The sequence below is a fragment of the Clostridium tunisiense TJ genome, assembly GCF_000300195.1.
GTDB lineage: Bacteria > Bacillota > Clostridia > Clostridiales > Clostridiaceae > Clostridium_J > Clostridium_J tunisiense.
Window position 1 is genome coordinate 22,096 of record NZ_AMQH01000018.1, and the last position, 24,133, is coordinate 46,228.

Annotated in this window: 21 protein-coding genes; 2 read left to right on the plus strand and 19 right to left on the minus strand. The window is 29.6% G+C overall.

All coding sequences use genetic code 11. The features are described from left to right. The first annotated feature begins 32 nt into the window (after nt 1-32). Nucleotides 33-1,412, plus strand: a complete 1,380-nt coding sequence (locus tag C661_RS0118005; RefSeq protein ID WP_017416731.1) for a hypothetical protein — start codon at nt 33-35, stop codon at nt 1,410-1,412. A 526-nt stretch (nt 1,413-1,938) separates the two neighbouring features. Here the strand turns inward: C661_RS0118005 and C661_RS0118010 are convergent. Next, a complete protein-coding gene (locus C661_RS0118010) occupies nt 1,939-3,507 on the minus strand; it encodes a peptide ABC transporter substrate-binding protein (RefSeq protein ID WP_017416732.1) in 1,569 nt (522 codons plus the stop codon). A 198-nt stretch (nt 3,508-3,705) separates the two neighbouring features. Here C661_RS0118010 and C661_RS22300 point away from each other — a divergent pair, with 198 nt between their 5' ends. Continuing rightward, nucleotides 3,706-3,954: a hypothetical protein gene (locus C661_RS22300; RefSeq protein ID WP_017416733.1), complete on the plus strand. Its 249-nt coding sequence runs from the start codon at nt 3,706-3,708 to the stop codon at nt 3,952-3,954. 163 nt (nt 3,955-4,117) lie between these two features. Here the strand turns inward: C661_RS22300 and C661_RS0118020 are convergent, their stop codons facing one another. The 18 genes from C661_RS0118020 to C661_RS0118105 all read right to left on the minus strand — a co-directional run bounded on the left by C661_RS0118020 (nt 4,118) and on the right by C661_RS0118105 (nt 24,050). Then, complete coding sequence (locus C661_RS0118020; RefSeq protein WP_017416734.1) at nt 4,118-4,387, minus strand: hypothetical protein; 270 nt, start codon at nt 4,385-4,387, stop codon at nt 4,118-4,120. Beyond that, complete coding sequence (gene ligA, locus C661_RS0118025; RefSeq protein WP_017416735.1) at nt 4,388-6,385, minus strand: NAD-dependent DNA ligase LigA; 1,998 nt, start codon at nt 6,383-6,385, stop codon at nt 4,388-4,390. Between the two features lie 20 nt (nt 6,386-6,405). Further along, nucleotides 6,406-8,646, minus strand: coding sequence for a DNA helicase PcrA (pcrA, locus tag C661_RS0118030; RefSeq protein WP_017416736.1), 2,241 nt, complete (start codon nt 8,644-8,646; stop codon nt 6,406-6,408). A gap of 156 nt (nt 8,647-8,802) precedes the next feature. Next, entirely contained in the window at nt 8,803-9,108 is a 306-nt protein-coding gene (locus C661_RS0118035; protein ID WP_017416737.1) for a YerC/YecD family TrpR-related protein, read from the minus strand. Nucleotides 9,109-9,335: 227 nt separating this feature from the next. Next, nucleotides 9,336-9,572 (minus strand): preprotein translocase subunit SecG, encoded by a 237-nt coding sequence (secG, locus tag C661_RS0118040; protein WP_017416738.1) that lies wholly within the window; start codon nt 9,570-9,572, stop codon nt 9,336-9,338. A 119-nt stretch (nt 9,573-9,691) separates the two neighbouring features. Then, entirely contained in the window at nt 9,692-10,990 is a 1,299-nt protein-coding gene (eno, locus tag C661_RS0118045; protein ID WP_017416739.1) for a phosphopyruvate hydratase, read from the minus strand. 179 nt (nt 10,991-11,169) lie between these two features. After that, nucleotides 11,170-12,699: a 2,3-bisphosphoglycerate-independent phosphoglycerate mutase gene (gene gpmI / locus C661_RS0118050; protein ID WP_017416740.1), complete on the minus strand. Its 1,530-nt coding sequence runs from the start codon at nt 12,697-12,699 to the stop codon at nt 11,170-11,172. Between the two features lie 24 nt (nt 12,700-12,723). After that, the gene (gene tpiA / locus C661_RS0118055) at nt 12,724-13,470 is read right to left on the minus strand and encodes a triose-phosphate isomerase (RefSeq protein WP_026051113.1); all 747 of its coding nucleotides are present in this window, start codon (nt 13,468-13,470) and stop codon (nt 12,724-12,726) included. A gap of 22 nt (nt 13,471-13,492) precedes the next feature. Beyond that, entirely contained in the window at nt 13,493-14,689 is a 1,197-nt protein-coding gene (locus tag C661_RS0118060; RefSeq protein WP_017416742.1) for a phosphoglycerate kinase, read from the minus strand. A 221-nt stretch (nt 14,690-14,910) separates the two neighbouring features. Beyond that, nucleotides 14,911-15,918 carry a type I glyceraldehyde-3-phosphate dehydrogenase gene (gap, locus tag C661_RS0118065; RefSeq protein WP_017416743.1) on the minus strand — a complete coding sequence of 336 codons (1,008 nt, stop codon included), beginning with the start codon at nt 15,916-15,918 and terminating at the stop codon, nt 14,911-14,913. Nucleotides 15,919-15,981: 63 nt separating this feature from the next. Beyond that, a complete protein-coding gene (locus C661_RS0118070) occupies nt 15,982-17,010 on the minus strand; it encodes a sugar-binding transcriptional regulator (protein ID WP_017416744.1) in 1,029 nt (342 codons plus the stop codon). A gap of 358 nt (nt 17,011-17,368) precedes the next feature. Further along, entirely contained in the window at nt 17,369-18,751 is a 1,383-nt protein-coding gene (rpoN, locus tag C661_RS0118075) for an RNA polymerase factor sigma-54 (RefSeq protein ID WP_017416745.1), read from the minus strand. A gap of 335 nt (nt 18,752-19,086) precedes the next feature. Next, nucleotides 19,087-19,830 carry a DUF429 domain-containing protein gene (locus tag C661_RS0118080; RefSeq protein ID WP_017416746.1) on the minus strand — a complete coding sequence of 248 codons (744 nt, stop codon included), beginning with the start codon at nt 19,828-19,830 and terminating at the stop codon, nt 19,087-19,089. A 348-nt stretch (nt 19,831-20,178) separates the two neighbouring features. After that, nucleotides 20,179-21,009 (minus strand): hypothetical protein, encoded by an 831-nt coding sequence (locus tag C661_RS0118085; RefSeq protein WP_017416747.1) that lies wholly within the window; start codon nt 21,007-21,009, stop codon nt 20,179-20,181. A gap of 215 nt (nt 21,010-21,224) precedes the next feature. Continuing rightward, on the minus strand, nt 21,225-21,920 hold the full coding sequence (locus C661_RS0118090; protein WP_017416748.1) for a hypothetical protein: 696 nt from the start codon (nt 21,918-21,920) through the stop codon (nt 21,225-21,227). Next, nucleotides 21,901-22,269, minus strand: coding sequence for a hypothetical protein (locus tag C661_RS0118095; RefSeq protein ID WP_017416749.1), 369 nt, complete (start codon nt 22,267-22,269; stop codon nt 21,901-21,903). Before C661_RS0118095 ends, C661_RS0118090 begins: the two co-directional genes overlap by 20 nt. Further along, on the minus strand, nt 22,229-23,230 hold the full coding sequence (locus C661_RS0118100; RefSeq protein WP_017416750.1) for a hypothetical protein: 1,002 nt from the start codon (nt 23,228-23,230) through the stop codon (nt 22,229-22,231). The genes C661_RS0118095 and C661_RS0118100 overlap by 41 nt, the downstream gene beginning before the upstream one ends. Before the next feature lie 232 nt (nt 23,231-23,462). Continuing rightward, entirely contained in the window at nt 23,463-24,050 is a 588-nt protein-coding gene (locus C661_RS0118105) for a hypothetical protein (protein ID WP_017416751.1), read from the minus strand. Between the last annotated feature and the right edge of the window lie 83 nt (nt 24,051-24,133).

The following is a 24,133-nucleotide window of genomic DNA, read 5'->3' on the forward strand; positions in this document are numbered from 1 at the left end:
TTAAATATAATTAATATTTTGGTGGTGTTACGTTGAAATATATAGGACCTTTTTTAAGAATCAATGTATTAGACAATACAAACATAAAAAGTCAATTATTTTACTTATCTAAAGAATCAGTAAGACACATATCTCTGCACTCAGGTTGTGGAATAGTATCTAAGAATGAAGAGCTAAAATCTAAACCTTTACCTAAAAATGATGATATCATAAATAGTACTATTTCTCCACTATTATGTGTTTACAGAAAAGCTGATGGAAAACTAGTGAATGAAAACAGTAAATTACACTGGAATCACCGTAAATTTAAGAAGGAAATAAATATTTCCTCAAATGCTTATATGACTTTATCACTTCTTCAGTTGGTAGAATACTACAGTAAATTCATAGATGTAGATGATAAGAAATATGCTTTTAAAAATTATCTACTTAATTTGGTTGGCGAACAACTTGAGTTCTATGCTGTTTATTGTAGAAATAACGAAGGTGTATTTATTGATAAGTATGATTCAACTGATCCAATGGCACAGGAATATAATTTAACTGATAAAGACTTAAAATTTAGTTTTTCAACTCAAGGACTTTTAATGGCTGCGTATTACAAATATTCACTTTATAAAGATTTGGATGAAAATCAATTTAAAAACTTCTCTTTAGATATATTAAATATGTTCAAGCAATTTAAAAATGAAATCTATAACATCCCTCATGATGAACTTGTAAAAGTTTGTTTTGCTTTTAATATTTTTTATAAATATTCTGACTTAGAAGATGCCAAGGCACTACTTTTAGATTTTTCTGATTTAATGGCTGAAAATCTAAAACACATTCCTTCATCAGTAATTAAAGATAAAATTGATGTGTCTTGTCTTGCTTATATTAACTGTATGATGGCCTACGACATTTCTCATATTTCTAAGTTTAAGGAAACTGCTAATAAAATTTATTTAAATTTAGAAAAACTCTATCAAACTGATAAGGGTATATTTGTAAAAGATCTAGATGAAAAAGAAAATAAATTTAATTGCGATGAAATAATTCTTTATTTATATATGATGATGCTTCATAACGAATATGAAAGTAGTAAAGATAAAGAAGTGGATTATTCTAAAGTCCATAATATTTACAAAAACCAGTTGGTTAACTCTGGCATAGTTTTAAGTTGGCCTGAAGTTCCTGACTTAGACAATGTAGAAAGATATAGAAATTTCACCTCTAAAGCAGAGGATCTTTTAAAAGATGAGTATTTTAGAATGCCATCAATGCCAAGCCCTGAAAGTAATGAGTTAGCACCGATTTTTATAAAATACGTTACCTTAAATAAAAGAAAGGAAAGATATAAGCAGTATAAACATAGCTTTGATGCTTCGAAAAATATGTTTATCTTTTTCCTAATACTATTTCTTAATTAAAGATTTTCCATCTCAAGTAAAAACAACTTTCACCTTACACAACGTTAGAGTGATTGTAAATATTGATAATGAATTCTCAACATCTCTGTATAATGAATGTTTCTTAATCTCATCAGAGAAAATGCTGATACAATTCTAAAATCGTTAGTATTTGTAGTTTTCTCTAAGATACTTGTGTGCTTATCTCATAATATTTAATAAAAACAACTGTGATACAAGTTAATTTCACAGTTGTTTTGTATTTAATACTATAATTTCTATTTTAGCAACTTAATTTAACTATTGTTCTGCTAAGTAGCTACGAAAGACTAACCATTATTCCCAATTTTCTAAGTCACGACACATAATCTACGTTTAGACTTCCCAACATTGAGTAAATTATTTTAATGTTTTTATTTCCCAGTGTAAAAGCATTAAAATAATTGAAAGTTTATGAGTTGCAATTTATAAAACTCCTAATTCAAAATGTACATGATAATTAGTTTTAATTTTCATGTATTATTAGTATTTAATCTTACATATATGGTTAATTTACTTTTAAATATTCCAACTTTATGTTTCCTGAAGGAGTAGCATATACCCCAGTAATATTTGGCTTAATGCATAGTATAGTATTTATATAGTATATAGGTACTGATGGCAAATCTTCTCTTAATATGTCTTCACACTGCCTATAAAAAACACTCCTTTGTTCTTCATTCCATTCATATTTTGCGGCTTTGACAATTTCGTCATACTTAGGATTGCTATACCTTATAAGATTTTCTTTAGACTTACTACTCCAAATATCATAGTATAAATACATATCATCGAATATAGGTTTAAATTTGCTAAGATGCATATCATACTGATTTTTCTGTATTACCTGCTCTAATTCATCCTGGCGGTATCCTTTAATTGATATATGTATACCTAAATCTTGAAGGATATTTTTAGCCAAATCTTCTGCAATTCTTTTATTTAAACCATCCTCTTCATAAACTAAAGTTATAGTTTCATTTCCTTTTATGTTAGTTTTCTTTAAGTACTCTTCACTTTGATTTTTATTTGCAAAAGTGTCAAAAAGCTTTTTATCAGCATTTCCTTTTGGTACATAAAGTGATGCTGGTATTGCAAAATTTTTGGCAATTTGTTGAGAGTAATATTCTTTTGAAAGTATTGAGTTTAGTGCATTTCGAAAATTAATATCACCAGCGAGTTTATTGCCTTTTATATTAAAGTTTAAATAATACACACTATTACTAGGAAAGCTCTTTAATTTCCCTTCGTTCTCTAACCTGAAATATTCATTTACTGGGGTGTCAGCCACAATGTGGATATTTTCTTCCCCCTCCCCATTTAGCTCAAAATTCGCCAATGCTTTTTCCTTATCTTCAACAAATGTAAATTTAATTACTTCATTAGTAACTTCATTACTGCCATAATAATTTAGATTCTTAGCTATAATTATATGTTTTTTTTCATTTATCTTATCAACTATAAAAGGACCTGTATATCTTATTTTTTTATAACTCTCATCAAATCCATTCATTAAAACATTGTAATCTCTTAATGAATAAACTGGTTGGCTAAGGATTTTTATGAAATATGGACACCTATAATTGAGCCTAATAGACAGTAGCCTCTCATCTTTTGCTTTAATTGCCACCTCCTCAAATCCCACTTTTCTATTTTTAAAATCTTGTACCCCAAAAATACAATTTAGTTGCTCTGCATAAATATTATTTTTATCCTCTATGAAACTTTTAAAAAAATTCGTAAAGTCTTGTGCAACTATTTTATCTCCATTGCTATATTTTGCAGACTCTCTAATTTTGAAAGTATATTCTAATCCATCTTCTGAAACAGTATATTCTTCTGCTATTCCATTGATGATTTCACCATTAGCATCCTCAGTAACTAATCCTTGAAATAAGGCTAACAAAATGTCTTTTTTTCTAACATCAAGGTTATCAGTCATAACTAGATTATTTGGCCTCTGCCCTAAATTGTACGAAATATAATCGGTGGTATTAATAGCTCTATTTTCATTTTCAATAGAAACCGAGCAAATTAATATTCCTATTAAGAAAATTATATAAAATAACTTTTTCACAGTAGCACCTCATTTCTCCTACACCCCAATTATTGTACTTTTAAAATTATTTACAGTTTCACATTAATTAATCCAAAATTTCAATGATTTTTTATTAATTTATTATTACATCAATTTGATTTTATGCTATAATGTGTGTAATTGATTAAATTTATCCTTTTGCTACTTTACATACTAATGTTTACTTGGAGGTAACCTATGTTAGATATAGTTTTAAAAATATTAGTTATTATATCCATAATAACCTTTACCTTTATTGGTGTTTGGAGTTTTATACTCTTTAATTATCTCTACAATCAAATTAGATATAGGAATTATCTATTAGAAAAGGTTTCTCACAATATTCATACCTTATCTAACAACTTTAAAAAGATATATGATAAGGAAGACGTTAACCCGTCACCTTCTCCTACCGAATTTAAAGAAAGTTCTTCTCCAAATGATTAGAATTTTTATGTTATAAATTAATGTGTATATCCTATTAACTCAGCTTATTAGAAAAAGCTTCATCTTTATTAAAGATATACCCTTATGAAATTATAACTTGCTTAAATCAATATCTTATAAAAATAAAAAGATAGCTGGTGTTTCAAACCGGCTATCTTTTTATTTATTTAACTCCCCATAACATAAACAGAAAAATCATATTGGCTAAAATAATAAAAGTTACTCCATAAAAAATGTAGTTTTTACCTTTTTTATTTACAATTATCTCCAAACTCCAAATTATAAGGGTAAAAAACAGTGATATTTGAAATGGATGATAATTATCGAAAAACTTGTTGTAGTGAATACTATACATAGATAAAATTGTTAATATTATTATTACTGTTGTAATAAACATAGAAGCCCATAAAATTAATTTTATACTTCTTTTCACTTAGTTCCCTCCAACCATGGTTAAAAACTCATCTTCTGTAACCACAGTTACTCCAAGTTCTAAAGCTTTATCATACTTCGATCCAGGCTCTTTTCCTGCAAGCACATAATTTGTTTTTTTGCTTACGCTACTGGAAATTTTAGCTCCTAACCCTTCTAGTTTTTCCTTTATCTCATTTCTTGAGTAATTTTTTAAGGTTCCAGTAACTACTACTGTTTTCCCTTTAAATATGCTTTCTTCAATTTGTATACTCTCATAGTAAGGCGTAATCCCTAAACCTAAAAGTTCCTTGATGCTATTTTTCACCTCTGAAGATTGAAAAAACTCAATTATACTATTGGCTACAACTTCCCCGATATCCTCTATTACTATAAGTTGTTCAAAAGTTGCTCCTTCAATAGTCTTTAAGTTTTTTAAGTTTTTAACTAAATCCTTTGCTGTTTTCTTTCCTACATTTGGAATGCCAAGAGCATAAATAAAAGATGCTAATTCACAACTTTTGCTTTTTTCCAAAGCATTTATAAGATTATCTGCCTTTTTATCTCCGAACTTTTCCAAGCCTAAAAGATCATCCTTTTTTATCTTATATAAATCTGGAATTGATTTAACCTGTAATTTTTCGAAAAGTTGTTCAGCTGTTTTTTCACTGAAGCCTTCGATATTCATAGCATCTCGACTCGCAAAATGAACCATACTTTTAACCATTTGCGGCTTACAAGATAAAGTATTCTCACAGAATATATGTACTCCCTGTCTAAGAAGTTTTGCTCCACAACTAGGACATACCTCTGGTATTTCAATGTTTTTTGCAGTTTCTAGGGATGTGCCTACTACTCCTATTATTTCAGGAATAACATCATTGGAACGTCTAATGTAAACTTCACATCCTATCTTTACTCCCTTTCTATTAACATCATCCATATTATTCAAAGTAGCTCTCTTTACAGTAACTCCCCCTAATTCAACTGGCTCCAGCAAAGCTGTAGGACTTACCCTACCACTTCTTCCCACATTCCATTCTACATCTAAAAGAGTTGTTGTTGTCTCTTCTGCCTCAAATTTATAGGCAATAGCCCACTTTGGAAATTTAACTGTGTATCCTAAGTAATTTCTAGTATTAATATCATCTATAGCAATTACAACTCCATCAATATCATAATCTAAACTAGCTCTTAAGGATTCTATATATTTCACACCATCTATTACCTCTTGGAACTTATGGCACTTTTGAAAATAGGAGTCAACAGGAAGTCCCATATTACGTATAAACTCCATCATTTCCTCATAAGTATTAAATCCTTCCCCCTCTGTATATCCCACATCGTAAAAAAATGCTGATAAATTTCGTTTTGCAGTTTCTTTAACATTTAAATTTCTTAAAGCACCAGCCGCACCATTTCGTAAGTTTTTTAAAGGCACTACTGCCTTGCTATTATATTCTTCAAAAGCCGCCTTTGTCATAATAGCTTCACCATGTATTTCTACTACAGCATTATTTAAGATTTTAAGTGGAATAGACTTTATAGTTTTAATTTGAGCTGTTATATCTTCTCCTACTTCTCCATTTCCCCTTGATACCCCAGTAACAAGCACCCCGTCTTCATTATAGGTTAAGTTTATTGATAATCCGTCAAACTTTTTTGTTAAAACATAGGCCAATGGTGGTAGCTGCTGATCATGATTTTTATTATATTCCTCAATTGTCTTTAAGTTTCTATTATGCCAATTCATTAACTCTTCCAGACTTTGTGCTTTATCTAAACTCCAAAGTGGTGATCTATGATAATGTTTTTTAAATTCTGGTAAAACAACATCTCCTACCCTCTGAGTTGGTGAGTATGGTAGTACTTCATCTAACTCTTTCTCTAAACTTTTCAATTCATCGTATTTTCTATCATATTCAATGTCAGATATAGAAGGACTATCTAAAACATAATACTCATAAGAATTCTTATTAAGTTCCTCCACAAGCTCTATCATTCTAGCTCTTTTTTTCATACTGCTTCCTCCTTATAATGCTACAAAAGTTCTAATGGTGCTGATGATAGCATAAGTTTTTTGATTCCCATACTGTTAAAAGCAATAGTTACAATAACGTCTGCATTATCTCCTGATACAGAAACCACTGTCCCAACTCCAAATTTACTGTGTTTAACCTTTCTCCCTATAGTAACTTCATCCACCATTATAGTATCTTTTTTGTCACCACTATTTATTATAGAAGTAGCTACTTCCTTAGCATAATTTGATTGCATATTTTTCAAAGTGTGGGGATTATTATAGGATGGTTTATTTCCTGTATTCTTTAGTACATTTACAGCTCGGGACTTCCCACCAACCAACTCTTTTAAGCTTGGTGGAATTTCACTTACAAAATCAGATACCGAATAAGCAACGGTTCTACCAAATACCATTCTTTGTTCAGCAGAAGTTATATAAAGCACTTCTTTTGCTCTTGTTATTGCAACATAACAAAGTCTTCTTGATTCTTCCATCTCCGTAAAGCTGTTGAGAGAAGACATTCCAGGGAATATTCCGTTTTCCATACCAACTAAGAATACTACAGGAAACTCTAACCCCTTAGCACTATGAACAGTCATCATTACCACCGAATTTTCTTCTTCCCCTAAATTGTCCAAATCAGAAACTAAAACAACTTTTTCTAAAAATGCAGCTAATGACTTATCTTCTGAATCTTTCTCAAAAGCAACTGCATCTGAAACTAGTTCTTTAAGGTTTTCAATCCTACTCTCATCTTCAGGAGTCTTTGAACCCTTTAGCATATTCATGTAGCCACTTTCATCTAAAATATCCATAATCAACTCAGATATAGGTGTTTCATCAGCCTTAGCAATAAAACTATTTATTAATCCTGTAAATTTATTAATTGATGCAATCGCTCTTGAAGAAATGCCTGGTATGAATTCAGCATCCAACAAAGTATTGTACATACAATCTCCTGTCTCATTGGCAAAGGTTTGAACTTTCTCTACAGTTGTATCACCTATATTTCGCTTTGGCTCATTGATTATTCTTCTTAGACTAATATCATCAAGGGGATTATTTACTAGCTTTAAATAAGCCATAATGTCTTTAATTTCTTTTCTATCATAGAACTTAAGTCCTCCCACGATTTTATAGGGAATTTCACCTCTTCTAAAGGTTTCCTCAAATATACGCGACTGTGAATTCATTCTATAAAGAATAGCAAAGTCATTTAATGTTCTTCCCTCTTCTTTTATTAATCTTTTAATTTCACTAGCAACGAAACTTCCTTCATCGATATCACTAAACCCTCTATATACCTTTAGTTTTTCTCCCGCTTCACTTTCAGTTCTAAGTTCTTTTTCTTTTCTTTGAGCATTATTCTTAATAACCATATTTGCAGCCTGAAGAATATTAGATTTTGAACGGTAATTTTGTTCAAGTTTTACTACTTTTGCATTAGGAAAGTCCTTTTCAAAATCTAAAATATTAGTAATGTCAGCCCCTCTCCAAGCATAAATGCATTGATCATCGTCACCAACCACGCAAATATTCTCTTCTTCATTGATTAAAAGTTTTACAAGTTCATACTGAGACTTATTTGTATCTTGGTATTCATCAACCATTATGTATCTAAATTTTCTTTGATAAAATTCTCTTACATCTGTTTGTTCTTTTAAAAGTCTAACAGTTAAGAAAATAAGGTCATCGAAATCCAGAGAATTATTAGCTTTAAGCCTTTTTTGATAAAGAGTGTACACATCTGCAATTTTATTCTTTCTAAAGTCTCCTTCATTCTCTTTTTTAAAAGTTTCTGTAGAAATCATATTATTTTTTGATGAAGATATTTTCCCCATAATTTCAGAGTCTGTAATATCCTTTTCATTAATGTTTAATTCTTTCATACATTGCTTAACCAATGTTTTTGCATCATAGGTATCATAAATTGTAAAGTTTTTATTATATCCTAATTTATCTATCTCTCTTCTTAGTATTCTTACACAGCTAGAGTGGAAGGTAGATACCCACATATTATCTGCCACGTCACCTACAAGAGTCCTCACCCTATCCTTCATTTCACCTGCAGCCTTATTGGTAAAAGTTATTGCCAGTATTTGGGATGGAAATATTCCCAAGTTTTTTACCATATGTGCAATTCTATAGGTTAAAACCCTTGTTTTTCCTGATCCTGCACCCGCCAATATCAATAATGGTCCATTTACATTAATGGCTGCCTCATACTGCTCTTTATTTAATAATTTTTTTAAATCCATTTAAATCACTCCTAACTTAAACTATATTTAGTTTAAATTTGCACTATCCTTAATTATATCATATTTTATTTAGATTAAACAAAAAAGCGACAGAGTCGCTTTTAAAATTTGGTTTCAATACTTAAATTAGTACAATATATTAAAATGCACTTTAAATTAGTCCTCTGTCCACTTAATTCTATTAAAGACAATTTTATAACCATCGTTACCATAATTTAAAGATCGATTCACCCTACTGATTGTTGCTGTGCTTGCTCCTGTAGTACTTGCTATATCTAGATAGGTTCTTTTCTCCATTAACATTCTAGCAACTTGTAATCTCTGTTCTATAGCTTTTATTTCATTTATTGTACATATGTCTTCAAAAAACTTATAAAACTCTTCTTTAGTTTTTAAACTAGCTATACCTTCAAACAAAAAATCCATTTCTTTACTTTCAAACTTAGATTTAAATTCTCCCATAGTTAATCCCCCTAAAACTCATGCTTTTGTTCAATTTATACCTTTATTATAAGTTTAATGTTTTAAAGTGTAAATACAGAATATTTATTTTATTCAAATACTTTTTCTCAACAGCACTTACAAACAGAATAAACTCAGCTGTTTTAATAAAAAACTAAATTTATAGTTATACATTAGCTATAAAATATCATAATTGAAAATAAAAAGCTAAAGTAGTAATAACTACTCTAGCCTATTTGTATGTTTATTAAAATAACAGATAACGCAAATATAATTGATGAAATAACTGTTACCCTAGCTAAAAAAGCTTCACGAGTTTTAGTTTTATTTTTTGAGAAAAAAGTTTCAGAACTTCCAGTCATTAAGCTATTTAACCCATTGGTTTTACTTGGTTGTAAAGCTATGGAGCCAATAACGACCAATGCTGATATAACAAGTACTGCCATAAGCACCTTTAACATCATATGTACACCCCCTTGCAACATTATTGCCATTTTACAAGAATATACTTTATTCTAACATAGTAATAATCTTTTTACAATAAATTAAGCAGAGAGATTTAGATCCCTCTGCTCCAAATCAATTATTTTCTTTTTATATTATAGAAAGATTTTAACCCTCTATATTCAGCCATTTCACCAAGTTCTTCTTCTATTCTTAATAGCTGATTATATTTTGCTACTCTTTCACTTCTTGCTGGTGCACCAGTTTTAATTTGACCTGCATTCATTGCCACAACTAAATCTGCTACGGTAGTATCCTCAGTCTCTCCTGATCTATGAGAAACAACTGCTGTATAGCCAGCTCTTGCTGCCATTTCTATTGCATTGATTGTCTCAGTTAGTGTTCCTATTTGATTAAGTTTAATTAATATAGAATTGGCAACGCCTCTATCTATACCCATTTCTAATCTCTTAGTATTTGTAACAAATAAGTCGTCTCCAACTAATTGTATTTTATTGCCTAACTTTTCAGTAATATGCTTCCAGCCTTCCCAATCTTCTTCTGCCATACCGTCTTCAATTGATATAATTGGATATTTGTCACAAAGTTCTACATAGTAATTAGCCATTTCTTCTGGTGTTAAAACCCTTCCTTCACCAGCTAAATTGTACTTTCCATCTTCAAAGAACTCAGAAGATGCTGGGTCAAGGGCTATAAAAATTTCTTCTCCAGCCTTATAACCAGCTTTTTCTATAGCTTCCATGATTACTTTGATTGCATCTTCGTTAGATGCTAAGTCTGGAGCAAAACCACCCTCATCACCAACTGCAGTTGCTAACCCTTTTGATTTTAATATACCTTTTAAGGCATGATATACTTCAGCACTCATTCTAAGGGCTTCGCTAAAGGAAGATGCACCACATGGCATAACCATAAATTCTTGTAAATCTACGTTATTATCTGCGTGTTTACCACCGTTTAATATATTCATCATTGGAACTGGGAGAACCTTAGCATTAACTCCACCAATATATTGATATAGTCCAAGACCTAAATAGCTTGCAGCTGCTCTTGCACAAGCAAGTGAAACGCCTAACATCGCATTAGCACCAAGTTTTCCTTTATTATCTGTACCATCAAGCTCAATCATAGTTTTATCTATAGCAACTTGATCCAATACATTCATTCCTATTAATTCTTCAGCAATGATGTTATTTACGTTGTCTACAGCATTCATAACACCTTTACCGTTGTAAATATCCTTGTCTCCATCTCTTAGCTCTACTGCTTCAAATTGCCCAGTAGATGCACCTGAAGGTACTGCTGCTCTTCCCACAGTTCCATCTTCAAGAACTACTTCTACCTCTACAGTTGGAAAGGCTCTTGAGTCCAATATCTGCCTAGCGTAAACGTCAATAATTTCTACATACTGTTTCATAATTATTCCTCCTGACAATTTTCAAATTGTACTAGCTTTAAAAATATTCTGAACTTATATTTATAATTTAATGCACAATAGAGTTTAACTTAATTTTAAAAGCTTTACCTATTGTGCATTAATCCTAAACTAATTATACTTTAAAGTTAAACATGGCCTTAACACAAGGGTTAAGATCTTTATATTATTAAAGATTTACCTGTCATTTCTTCTGGTTGTGGTAATCCCATAACTTGAAGCATAGTTGGTGCTATATCAGCTAATATACCATCATCTCTTAATGGTGCTGCATTCTCTGATACATATACAAATGGTACTAGGTTATTAGTATGTGCTGTCATTGGTTTACCTGTAGAGTAATCAATCATAGTTTCAGCATTTCCATGATCAGCAGTAATAAACACTGTTCCATCTTTGTCTAATACTTTGCTCACAATTTTACCTAAGCAATAATCTACAGTTTCCACTGCTTTTATTGCAGCTTCAACTATTCCTGTATGACCAACCATATCTGGGTTAGCAAAGTTTAAAATAATCATATGATATTTATCTTCTTCTAAAGCTTCTAGCACTTTATCTGTTACCTCATAAGCACTCATTTCAGGTTTTAAATCATAGGTTGCTACCTTTGGAGAAGGTACTAGAGTTCGATCCTCACCTTTATTTGCCACTTCAATGCCACCATTAAAGAAGAAGGTTACATGAGCATATTTTTCAGTTTCTGCTATTCTTAATTGATTTAAACCCTTATTACTTACATACTCACCTAAAGTATTGACATAACTCTCAGCTCTATACGCAACTTTAACATTTTCTATTGTTTTGTCATACTGAGTCATGCAAACATAATTTAAATCTAAACTTTTTCTTTCAAACCCATTGAATACTTTGTCGTTTAAAGCTCTTGTAAGTTCCCTAGCTCTATCAGGTCTAAAGTTAAAGAAAATTACTGAATCCTTATCAGTAACTGTAGCTGTAGGCTTTCCTTCAGTGAGAATTACTGTTGGAATAACAAACTCATCTGTCTTATTATCATGATAAGCAAGTTCTACTGCACTTTGAGGTGTATCGGCATAACTTCCCTCACCTTTGACCATAGCATTATATGCAAGTTGAACTCTCTCCCAACGATTATCTCTATCCATAGCATAATATCTACCAGAAATAGTAGCAAATTTACCTGTTTCTTCTTTTATCATATGATTTTCTAACTCATTAATAAATTGTAGAGCTGATGATGGTGCTACATCTCTTCCGTCAAGAAATCCATGTACATACACCTTTTTTAACCCCTTATTTTTACAAAGAGTTATCAGCGCTTTAACATGTTCTATATGAGAATGCACTCCTCCATCAGATAAAAGACCCATTAAATGCAAAGAAGAGTTATTTTCTATAGCTTTCTCGATACCATAGTTTAAAGCTGGGTTCTCAAAAAATCTTCCTTCTTTTATCTCTTTAGATATTCTGGTTAATTCTTGATAAATTATTCTTCCAGCACCTATATTCAAATGACCAACTTCCGAATTTCCCATTTGTCCTTCTGGTAAACCTACATCTAATCCACTTGCAGAAATTGCAGTACTTGGATAACTGTTTATTAAATTATCATAATTTGGTTTTTTAGATGCTCTAACTGCATTTCCATCTACTTTATCACTTAAACCAAATCCATCTAGTATCATAAGCATTACTGGTTTTTTTGGCATCCTAAATTATCCCACCCTTATAAATTAGTAGTTTACAATAGCACTAAAATCTTGTGCTTTTAGACTAGCACCTCCAATAAGACCACCATCTATATGTTCTTTTTCCATTTGCTCTCTTATAGTTGATGGTTTTACAGAGCCACCATATTGTATTCTAACACTATCTGCTATATCTTTTCCATAGATTTTTTCAATTACCATTCTAATAAATCCTATAGTTTCGTTAGCATCCTCAGCTGTTGCAGTTTTTCCAGTTCCTATAGCCCAAATTGGCTCATATGCTATTACCATGTTTTTCACATCATCACTTAAGATTCCAGCTAAATCTAACTTAACTTGAGTAGCTAAAACTTCCTGTGTAATTCCTGTTTCTCTTTCTTCTAACAATTCTCCCACACAAAGAATAGGTTTTAACCCATACTGAATTGCAGCCTTTAATTTCTTATTTACTGTATTATCAGTTTCATTAAAATACTGTCTTCTTTCACTATGTCCTATTATAACAAAATCTACTCCTAACTCCTTAAGCATTTTTGGAGATACCTCTCCTGTAAATGCTCCTTCTGTTTCAAAGTGCATATTCTGAGCACCTATCATAATATTTGTATCTCTACAAGCTTCGATCACTGCTGGCAAACTTAAAAATGTAGGACAAACCACCACATCACACTTAGCATCCTTAACTAATGGCTTTAACTCCTGAACCAAAGATACCGCTTCACTTACAGTTTTATGCATTTTCCAATTTCCTGCTATTATTGGCTTTCTCATAACATTACCTCCACCTTCAATATTATCTATCATTTAAAGCAACTATACCTGGTAACTCAATTCCTTCAAGGAACTCAAGTGATGCACCACCACCAGTAGAAATATGAGTCATTTTGTCTCCCATTCCAAAAATATTAACTGCAGCAGCGCTGTCTCCACCACCTATAATTGTAGTACCACCACACTTTGCCATGGCTTCTCCAATTGCTTTTGTACCCTTACTAAAGTTTTCAAATTCAAAAACTCCCATTGGTCCATTCCAAATAACTGTCTTTGACTGAGAAATCCATTTACTATAATTTTCTCTAGTCTTAGGTCCAATATCTAATCCCATGTATCCATCTTCAATATTTTCACTTACTGTCTCTAAAGGTGTAGCATCCTTTGAAAACTCATTAGCTATAACATGATCAAGAGGAAGAAGTAACTTTACATCTTTATTCTCAGCTTTTTTCATCATTTCAATAGCATAATCCAACTTATCTTCTTCAACTCTAGAGTTTCCAATTTGGAATCCCTTAGCCTTTAAGAATGTGTAAGCCATTGCTCCTCCAATAACTAAGGTATCAACTTTTTCCAGCAAGTTATTTATTACATTTATCTTATCTGATACTTTAGATCCTCCTAAAATGGCAGTAAAAGGTCTTTCAGGATTTTCCACTGCTTCTCCCAAGAACTTTAACTCCTTTTGTATTAAATATCCGCACACTGAAGTGTCTACAAATTTAGTTACACCTACAGTAGAACAATGTGCTCTGTGAGCAGTTCCAAAAGCATCATTTACAAATATATCACATAGTGATGCCAATTCCTTAGAAAAGTTCTCTTCATTTTTTGTCTCTTCTTTCCTAAATCTAGTATTTTGAAGAAGCACACACTGTCCTTCTGTCATATTGTTAACAGCATTAACTGCATTTTCTCCAACTACATTGTCATCATCTGCAAAGACAACCTGTTTTCCTAATAGTTCTGACAATCTAGCTCCTACTGGTTCCAAAGATAGCTCTTTTTTTGCTTCCCCCTTTGGTTTTCCAAGATGAGAACAAAGTATTACCTTAGCTCCATTTTCTAATAAGTATTCTATAGTAGGTAGCGCTCCCACTAATCTATTTTCATCAGTTATAACTCCATCTACTATTGGTACATTAAAATCACATCTTAATAAAACTTTTTTTCCTTTTACGGCTACATCTTCTATAGTTTTTTTATTAAATACCATTTTTATTCCACTCCTATTTCATTAATTAAGAAACCTATTTAAAATTTTCTTGATAATAAAACTAAACTGGTTTCCTTAAACCTTTAATATAATAATACACTATTATCCAATATAAAGTCATAAAAATATAATTATTAGCTAAATTAAAAATCTAGTTATGTAGAATGTGCTACAGAACTAGATTTTTATTAGTTATTTATATAGATTCATCTAATTATATACTATAGTCTGTCAGCAACATATTTTGTTAAGTCTGCTAGTCTATTTGAATAACCCCATTCATTATCATACCATGAAACAACTTTAACTAGGTTTCCATCCATAACCATAGTTGATAAACCATCTACTATAGAAGATCTTTCATCTCCTTTAAAATCCATTGATACTAGAGGCTCATCAGTATATCCAAGAATTCCTTTTAATTCACCTTCAGAAGCCTTTTTGAAAGCCTCATTTATTTCCTCAGCTGTTGCAGCTTTTTCTAGTTCACAAACTAAATCTGTCATAGATACTGTTGGTGTTGGAACTCTTACTGCCATACCATTTAATTTACCTTTTAATTGTGGTAAAACAAGAGATACTGCCTTAGCTGCTCCAGTAGTTGTAGGTACCATTGCTTCAGCAGCTGCTCTAGCTCTTCTTAAGTCACTATGTGGCGCATCCAATATTTTTTGATCATTAGTATAAGAATGAACTGTTGTCATTAATCCTTTAACAATCCCAAACTCTCTATCTAATATCTTTGCAAATGGAGCTAAACAGTTTGTAGTACAAGATGCATTTGAAATAACGTGATGTTTGCTAGCATCATATTTTTCTTCATTAACTCCTAGAACAATTGTTATATCCTCATTTTTAGCTGGAGCAGAAATTAAAACCTTCTTAGCACCTGCTTCAATGTGAGCTTTTGCTTTTGTTGCATCAGTGAAGAATCCTGTTGATTCAATCACTATTTCTGCGCCTTGTAACCCCCATGGAATATTCTTAGGATCTTTTTCAGCGAAAATTCTTATTTCTTTTCCATTAACTATTACAGAATTCTCAGTTGCTTCTACTGTACCATTAAATCTTCCATATAATGTGTCATACTTAAGTAAATGTGCTAGTGTTTTGGGATTAGTTAAATCATTTATTGCAACAACTTCTAACTCATTGCTATACTTTTCAACTAAGGCCTTAAAAACATTTCTTCCAATTCTACCAAATCCATTGATTCCAACTCTTATCATTTGAGCTACCTCCTAAAATTTATAATTATTCTACTTATATAACTTGATTTATGCAAGTAGTATTTATCCCTTTAAAATATTAACTATTTCTCTTGCTGTTGCTTCATCAGTAATTAAAATACTGTTGGTTCTATTTTTTTCTACTGCTATAATAGCCTTTGATTTTTCTACACCCGCTGCCACTGCAATTATGTTTTCCACATCAGATACCTGATCCTTTGAAATCCCAACAAAAGGCATAGAATATACAATTTCTCCATCTATATTAAAATAATGTCCATAAGCTTCCCCTACGCCACCATTATCTTCTACTTTAATTTTAATTTCTTCTGGTAAATTCCTTTTCTTGCATGCAGTTTCTGCAATTCCAATACCATGAATTAAAATATAAGAATGACTTATTTGTTGAAAAATTTCTTTTATATCATTTTCTTGAAGTAACATCTGAAAAGCACTGTGGCTTAAATTGTCAGGCATGTGTAAAAGTTCATAAGCCGCACTAAGCTTATCAGCAAACCTTTGTACTAAAGTATTAGATTGTGTTTCAATATCCTTTGCCATTCCACCTCTTCCAGGTAAAACTTTAATGTTATTAAACTTATTTATTCTATCTAGCTCATCTATTACTTTTTTTACAGTATTGCCCCCAGTTAGAGATATTACAATATCATCTTTTAATATATCTTTTATGTAGCTACTTGCAGCCTTACCTATCTCATTAAGTAAAGTTTCATCATTTCTCACATCTCCAGAAATAATGATAACATCTTTTATCTTTAGTTCTTCTTTGATTTCTTTTTCTAAACCTTGAATACCATTAATTTCGCGAATAAACAGCTTTAATCCACTTAAAACTTCTTCACCCTCTGTAGTAATTGACATACCTATAGTATTAACTTCTATAAGATTTTGTTCCTTTAAAAAGTTTGTTTCACTTCTAACTACTCTTTCACTTAAATTTATATTAGTAGCTAATAGTCTTCTGCCAATTGGTTGATAGTATTTTATATTCCTTAAGATTTTGTATCTTATTTTTAGAACCTCTAATAGCTCAGGAATAAGTTTCTGTTGTAATTTTAATATGTTTTCCATATCTCACCTCTTTGGACAAATTTTGTCCCTGCGGTTAATTTTTATCCCTATATAAATTGTACAATATTTACCACAATTTGTGAAGAGCTAAAATAACATTTTTATATAAAAATTTTAAATTGCTAACATCTTAGATCTAACACAGCTTAATATAATTAAATAATGAATAAGTTCATATTGTGGAGCAGCTTAGGAATCAGGTTTTTACTAAGCAACGGTGTCTTTGTGAACAAACTGCATTTGTTACACCAAAGCAACTTATCTAGGCTGAGTAACTGCCACTTAAATAGGATGGCAGACTTAAAGCTTCAAAAATGTTGTAAAACCTCACTATACTCATTCTCTATAGTTACATAACTTAAAATCTTTTTCTTTGAGAAGATGGTTTTATTCCCATTTCATCTCTGTACTTAGCAATAGTTCTTCTAGATATATCCAAACCTCTGCTTAAAAGAACACTTCGAATACTAGAATCTGATAATGGCTTTTTCTCATCCTCTTCTTGTATTATTTCTTTTATTATTCTTTTTATGTTTTGGTTAGACAACTGCTCACTACTAATATTTATAGCAGTAGTAAATAAATCCTTTATCTTTATTATTCTACCACTATTTAGTGAAATATATTTATCTCTTATCGCTCTGCTCACTGTAGATTCATGTAAATTTAGCTTGCCAGATATATTTTTTATAGTCATTGGCTTAATATATTCTTCTCCATAATCGAAATAATCTCTTTGATAATTAATTATTTCACTGATAACTCTATATAATGTTCTTTTTCTGTTATCAACACTTTTTATTAAAAACATAGCATTATTAATCTTTTCTTTAACATACTCTACTGCAACCTTATCATCAGAACTATTTATTATTTCTTTATATATACTATTGATATTTAGTTTCGGTACTATTTCCTCATTCATTAAGACTAAATACTCATCATTAACCTTCTTAATATAAGCATCTGGCAATATATAACTTATCTCATCCCCTGTGTAGAAACCTCTAGATGGTTTGGGTTCTAACCCTTTGATTAAATCTCCATACTTTTGAACCTGCATAGGTGATATTTTTAACTTTTTAGCTATTAAAGTATATTTATTTTCCGACAGCAATTGTAAATGACTAGAAATTATCTCTTCAAGGTCTTCGTTGTATAGTCCTTTTCGTTTTATTTGAATCAGAAGACATTCACTTAGATTCCTTGCACCAATACCACAAGGATCTAATTGGTGAATAATACTTAAGCATAACTCACATAATTCCATGGAAATTGATAATTCTTTACAAACAACATTAAGATCCAAGGTTAAATAACCTTTGCAGTCTAGATTGTCCACTAAATAACTACAAATCATGTTTTTTTTATAATCTATATTACTTTCTGCTAACTGTTCTTTTAAATAATCACTTAAAGTAGATTTATTTCCAATAAAGGTGAAAGGCGATATTTCTTCTACATAATTATTTGTTATGTAGTTTTTGCCCCCATAATTATCAAACTCTAAGTATTTTATCATTTCTTTATAATCAAATAAATCTTTTTTAGTATTGTTATCATTAGAGGCAGCCTCACTGCTATTAGCATATTCTAAAACTATATTCTCTTGCACCTCATTATTAATATGTTGTAAAAGTTCATAAGAAGACATTTGCAAAAGTTTAATTGACAATTGCATTTCTGTAGTCATAATTAATTTTTGTTCTTGAGTTAATCTCAATCCAAAATCTAAGTGCATTTTCCCACCTCCACAACCTAATATATTATACCATATTTATAAATAATTTTATCTTTTTTTCATAAAGGTTGAAAATTATCAAAAGTTATAGATTTGACATTTATTATACTAGGATAAAGTAATTACCCCCTTATCTTATAATCTACTTTAATAAGCCAAGTATTTAATTTATGTACTATATTTATGTTAGTTCATGCCTATAGTTTTCTTATGCAGTAATTTTCAACTAAAAGAGGACCTTTAACAAATTACATTTATTAAAGGTTATAAAAAAAGCCACCATTTTTAAGATTATGGTGACCTTTCGATTTATTTAACTATACTTCTTAATATTATTATATAACATCTTTACCATAACTATATTCAATAGATTTTGGTATTTCAATCTGCATTTTAATATTATTTATATCATATTCTGGCTCCTCAGGCATAGATATAAATCCATTTTTAAGGCCTATAAATCCATTTATAGCTAAGCATACAGCATCTAAAACGTTTTCAGTTCTAACATCTTTTCTTCTAAAAGTTTTTATGCTGTAGTCTAAAATCTCATCAACATTGGGGTAAACCTTTCGTAATATATCTCTTCTTTCTTTATAACCCGCTAAAACAGTTTTGCTATTCCTCATAAATCTCCCGCTAAGAACAAAAAAACCAATCTCGCAATTACTTTCCTTAAACTTATCTCTGTACTCAATATGATTAAATAAAAATTTATCTAATTCTCTTATCTTTTCTATAACATCCCATAATCTAGTTGAAACACTTCTACCTGTAAGCCTCTTATTAACAATATTAGCAACTCCGAAACTATTACAGTAAATAGCTTCTCTACAAGGAACAGCTGGCAGATCTAAATGACTAGAATCAAGAAGTTTTCTAGCTTCTATATCACACTTTCTCTCTTCCACCGACCCCTCTAAAAAACCCATAGGAATACTAACAAAAAATAAATCGCTATCTTTCCATACATCTACAAGCTCATCAATGGTTTTAAAAATTCTTATACTCCAACAGCTATTTGAAAGTTTTACTCCAAGCCAGCCTCCATTACAGACATTAATACCAATTACATTCATTTTATCACCCCAATAAAATGTGTTATATAATACCTCATAATAAATTACTATATATCATATTATATACTGGTTTAGTAGATTTGTATTCAAGTTATTTGAAAATTTTTAAAATATTATTTTATAAATTAATATGATGCATTTGTTATTTTATGTACAAAACTTACTTTTAAAATAAAAATGAAAATAAAAAAATGGCCGAAGCCATTTTTTTTATCTCGAACCTTTTTCGTAAGGTGAACCTTGTGTAATAAAAAGAATACTATATTTACTATGAATTTCTAATCTCAAAAAATCCCTTCTTAATTATATACCATTTTTTTAACTAGTTTACTATAACATTTATCAACCTTAAGTTACTTCTTTTCTTATCTCTTTTAGTCTGTTCTTATGAGTATTAAATATTTTATATATCATAAATGCTGCATATATGAATGTATTAATTATATATGCGAAGGAAAAGAATGTTTCTGTAGTTATAACTGGTAGAAAATTATTTACTGCAAATAAAAGAATCATAAAACCAGTAAAAAGGTTAAGTTTGAAATTTTTTTCTGATAATACATCTATCGTAACTAAATACATTAAAAAATTAATTGTAATGCCTATAATTAAAATTATCAATATTACTTTTTTCATAAAATTACCTTGTTCAGCTAATATGGTAAGTAATCCAAATGAGATTAGTAAAATAAGAACACTAGAAATAGCAAGGATCAGCGGAGTTACTAATGATGAAATATTATATTTTCTTATTATATTTGAAAGTAAATCTACTGCCTTATTAGAATACTGATAAGACACATTATCACGTTGTAAAGATTTCACCCTTAAAATTTCTTCTTGTATTACTTCAATAATTCCTTTAGTATCCTCACTCTTAATTAAATCATTAATTTTAATTATTACATCCTTTGCAGTGAATGGATATACCGCATACAAGCTATCAATAAGTTGGCTTTTATCAATGGCGTTATTTCGACACTTTACTAATGCTGCTAAGGCTTTGCTATATACTTCTAGAGCACTATCAGCTCTTTTTTGGGTTAGTTCATCTATCTCGGAGTTACTTTTTTTAAATTCTTTAAAAAGAAAAATAAATAAAGCCAGTAGTATTAACCAAATTAATGATGTATAATCACCATTCAGAATTAACTTTGTAATTTCACTAAGTATATTCATATAATCCCCCATTACATCTATGATTTAATAAAATTTATTTCAATACTCTGTCTAAAATTTTCCAGCCTTCAACTATTTAATACGAACTAAGATAAGCTTACTATTCATAAAGAAATAAGGTAGCTTTGTGTGCTACCTTGAATTATATATGTTGCTTAATAACTTTAACTATTTTGTATCAAAATCCACTTTATTTATAGAGGCTTGTCCCCACCTTAATTGTGTTTTTCTTGCTCAAGACTTAAATATATTTCATAAACTAATTCTCTAATCGACTCTTTAATTCCTAGTATCTTTACTGAATTAGCGCCAATACTATAATCAAATATTTCTTTTATATTCTCTATTGAAGTCTTCATACTAAATACATTCATAGGTATAACTAGCGAACCAATTTTCTGTTTAAAAAAACGTTCCAAAATGATTATAGTGTAAGGATCATTAGCCATTATTTGTAGCAACTGTATTTTCTTTTCAATAATTTTTATTTCTTCTTCATTTTTATTTTTTTTACCATTTGATTTCTCAAGTTTTTCAATCTTTTCTTCCTCTTTTTTATTTAGTTCATTTATCATTTCAACTTTTTTCATCACTTTAAAATTCCCAAACTCAAAATTGGTTATACTAAACAATATTTCCTTTAATTGTAGTTCACGAATAACATATAAAAGCACAATTGATATTATTATAATTTTAATATTATTTTCTGTTAGTAAAGAATTAATTAGTTTTATAATTATTTCATAAATAAATTGAAAAATAATATTGAAACATATAATAAGATTAGTTCCTAATATTTTAAAATTTACTGTTCCATAATAATATTTAGTATATCCTATAAATATTATTATCAAAATCAATAACATTGCATATCTTAAATATAGTTTTGTATTATTTTTTTTGCTGCTCATTATACTCTCCATTAATGTTAACAAACCTAAATTTTTCTATGGTATTGTTAGCTATATATAGCCTTTTGCACCTAGTACATTTTCTTTTATTATTTTCTATAAGTTTATCAACATGTGCACAATATGGACATATTGAAAATTCATTTCCTTCTAAGAAATCTAACTCTAATAATGTGTGTAATTGGTTGTATAGCTCTTTTTGTGAAATTTTAGAATTCTTTAATAGGTATGGTATTGATACTTCTGTTAACCCAGCATTATCTGCTGAAGCAAACACATCAATTAACTCTTTGTAATCTTCTATAAACTTAAGATAATTTATACCCTCCAAAGAATTCTTTACATACATTTGTTATAACCTCCTCATAAAAAAAGCTATTTACACAAGTAATTTCTCCATCCATTTTTAAATCAACTATTGAATCATTAATGCAACATTCTAATTCTGATATTGTAAGACCTTTTTTATTCACATCATCTTCTATAGCCATTAATCGTTGATCACTATGTATATAGTTATTATTTATACTTCTTATTAAACTTCTTTCTTCACAAATTCCATCAATACATGATGCTTCTATTATACTTATTAATTTGCGTTCATTTCCATTTCTCTTATCTTCCATATAACTTTTAAAATACTTCTCTAAATATGTATTTAGATAATATTTTATTATATTTTTATTAGTTACTTCAGCAAATAACGATCTAAATGCACATTTTTTTAGTGTAATCTCTTTTGTAATATTCTTATTGCTATTCTTTATATCATTAAAAAACATTGCTACTAATTTATTGTTTATGTCAATTATAAATTTACAACAATCATATATTGTCTTATCCACTAAATTTGTTGTGCCATCTTCTAAATTTTCCTCTAATTTATTAGTTATAACACGTGATAGTTTTATAGTAGCAAATTTATCATCTTTTTTGAGATAGGTTACTTTAAAGCATTCATCTAATTGTCCATCATAATGCTCACCATTAGCCATTTTCACTCCATTGCTTGTCTTAAATATCATAGAATATACGGAGTTCGTTATATCTTCTATTATTGGCATATGTTTATTTTTTTTATACCTACGAATAGAGAGTATAACCATTTTTTTATATGTTTCTCCTTCTAATTCGTCCAATAATTTGCATTCATTTATATCTCTATACTTATCTATATTTTTAATGAAGTCATCTAGATTACTCTCTCTTATTTGATAATCAAAAATTTTTATAACAATTGCCTTAATATATGAAAATTCAACCTCAAGTTCTTTTATTCTTTCCCACCTAATTGAATTATACTCTATCATTTTTCCTCCATTAATTATATTATTGCACTTGTTTCTTTATTACTATATAATAGAGATAATAAAGATATAAATGCATTCTTTCTTTAAGCCACCTGTGATTTGCGGTCAGGGTGGTTTATTTATTTCTAATATATACTATTTTTTACAACTTGTACAGTTTTCGACAAAACATTACGTATTTTTTAAATAATAAGAGGTAGTCTCTAATTACATAGATACTACCTCTAAATTTTTACTGCATTTCAACCATAAATTTTACATCTGCTTTATCATTAAACATATTATCATAATAATCTAGTTCTAGTTTACTACCCTCATTAAATCCATAGCTCATTTCAGCAGTGCATTGTTTCCCTTGCGCTATATTCTGAGGCATTTTTTCAGCTCCTGCTGGATAGCTCTCTAATACGTTACCAACTTCATCATATGTTTTAAAATTAGATTCCGATATAAACAAATCCTCATCTAATGTTAAGTTTTTATAGGTAAATTCAATAACAGCAACTTTATTAGCTTTCTTCTCTGTAAATTGATTTCTTTTATCTGTTAAAATAACTTTGTTTATTGTTATTTCATATTTATCCTTATAGTTATATTTTTCTCCTACCTTTAGAACTTTAATTTCTTCTTTTTTAGGTTCTTGCTTAGCTTGTTCATCTTTTTTTGCTTCTTCTTTATCTACTTTTACATTTGTAGAAATAGCTGACCCAATTTCTTTCTTAACCCTACTTATAGCTGAAGCATCTCCAATAAAAAATCCAGCTACAAAAGCAACTAAACCTACAACTACAGGTATTACTATTTGTTTTTTTAATTTCATTGTTATCCCTCCATAAATTCAAACTCGTATATATTTTAACATACTTTACTATATTTTACATAGATGGACAAAAAAATAAAAAA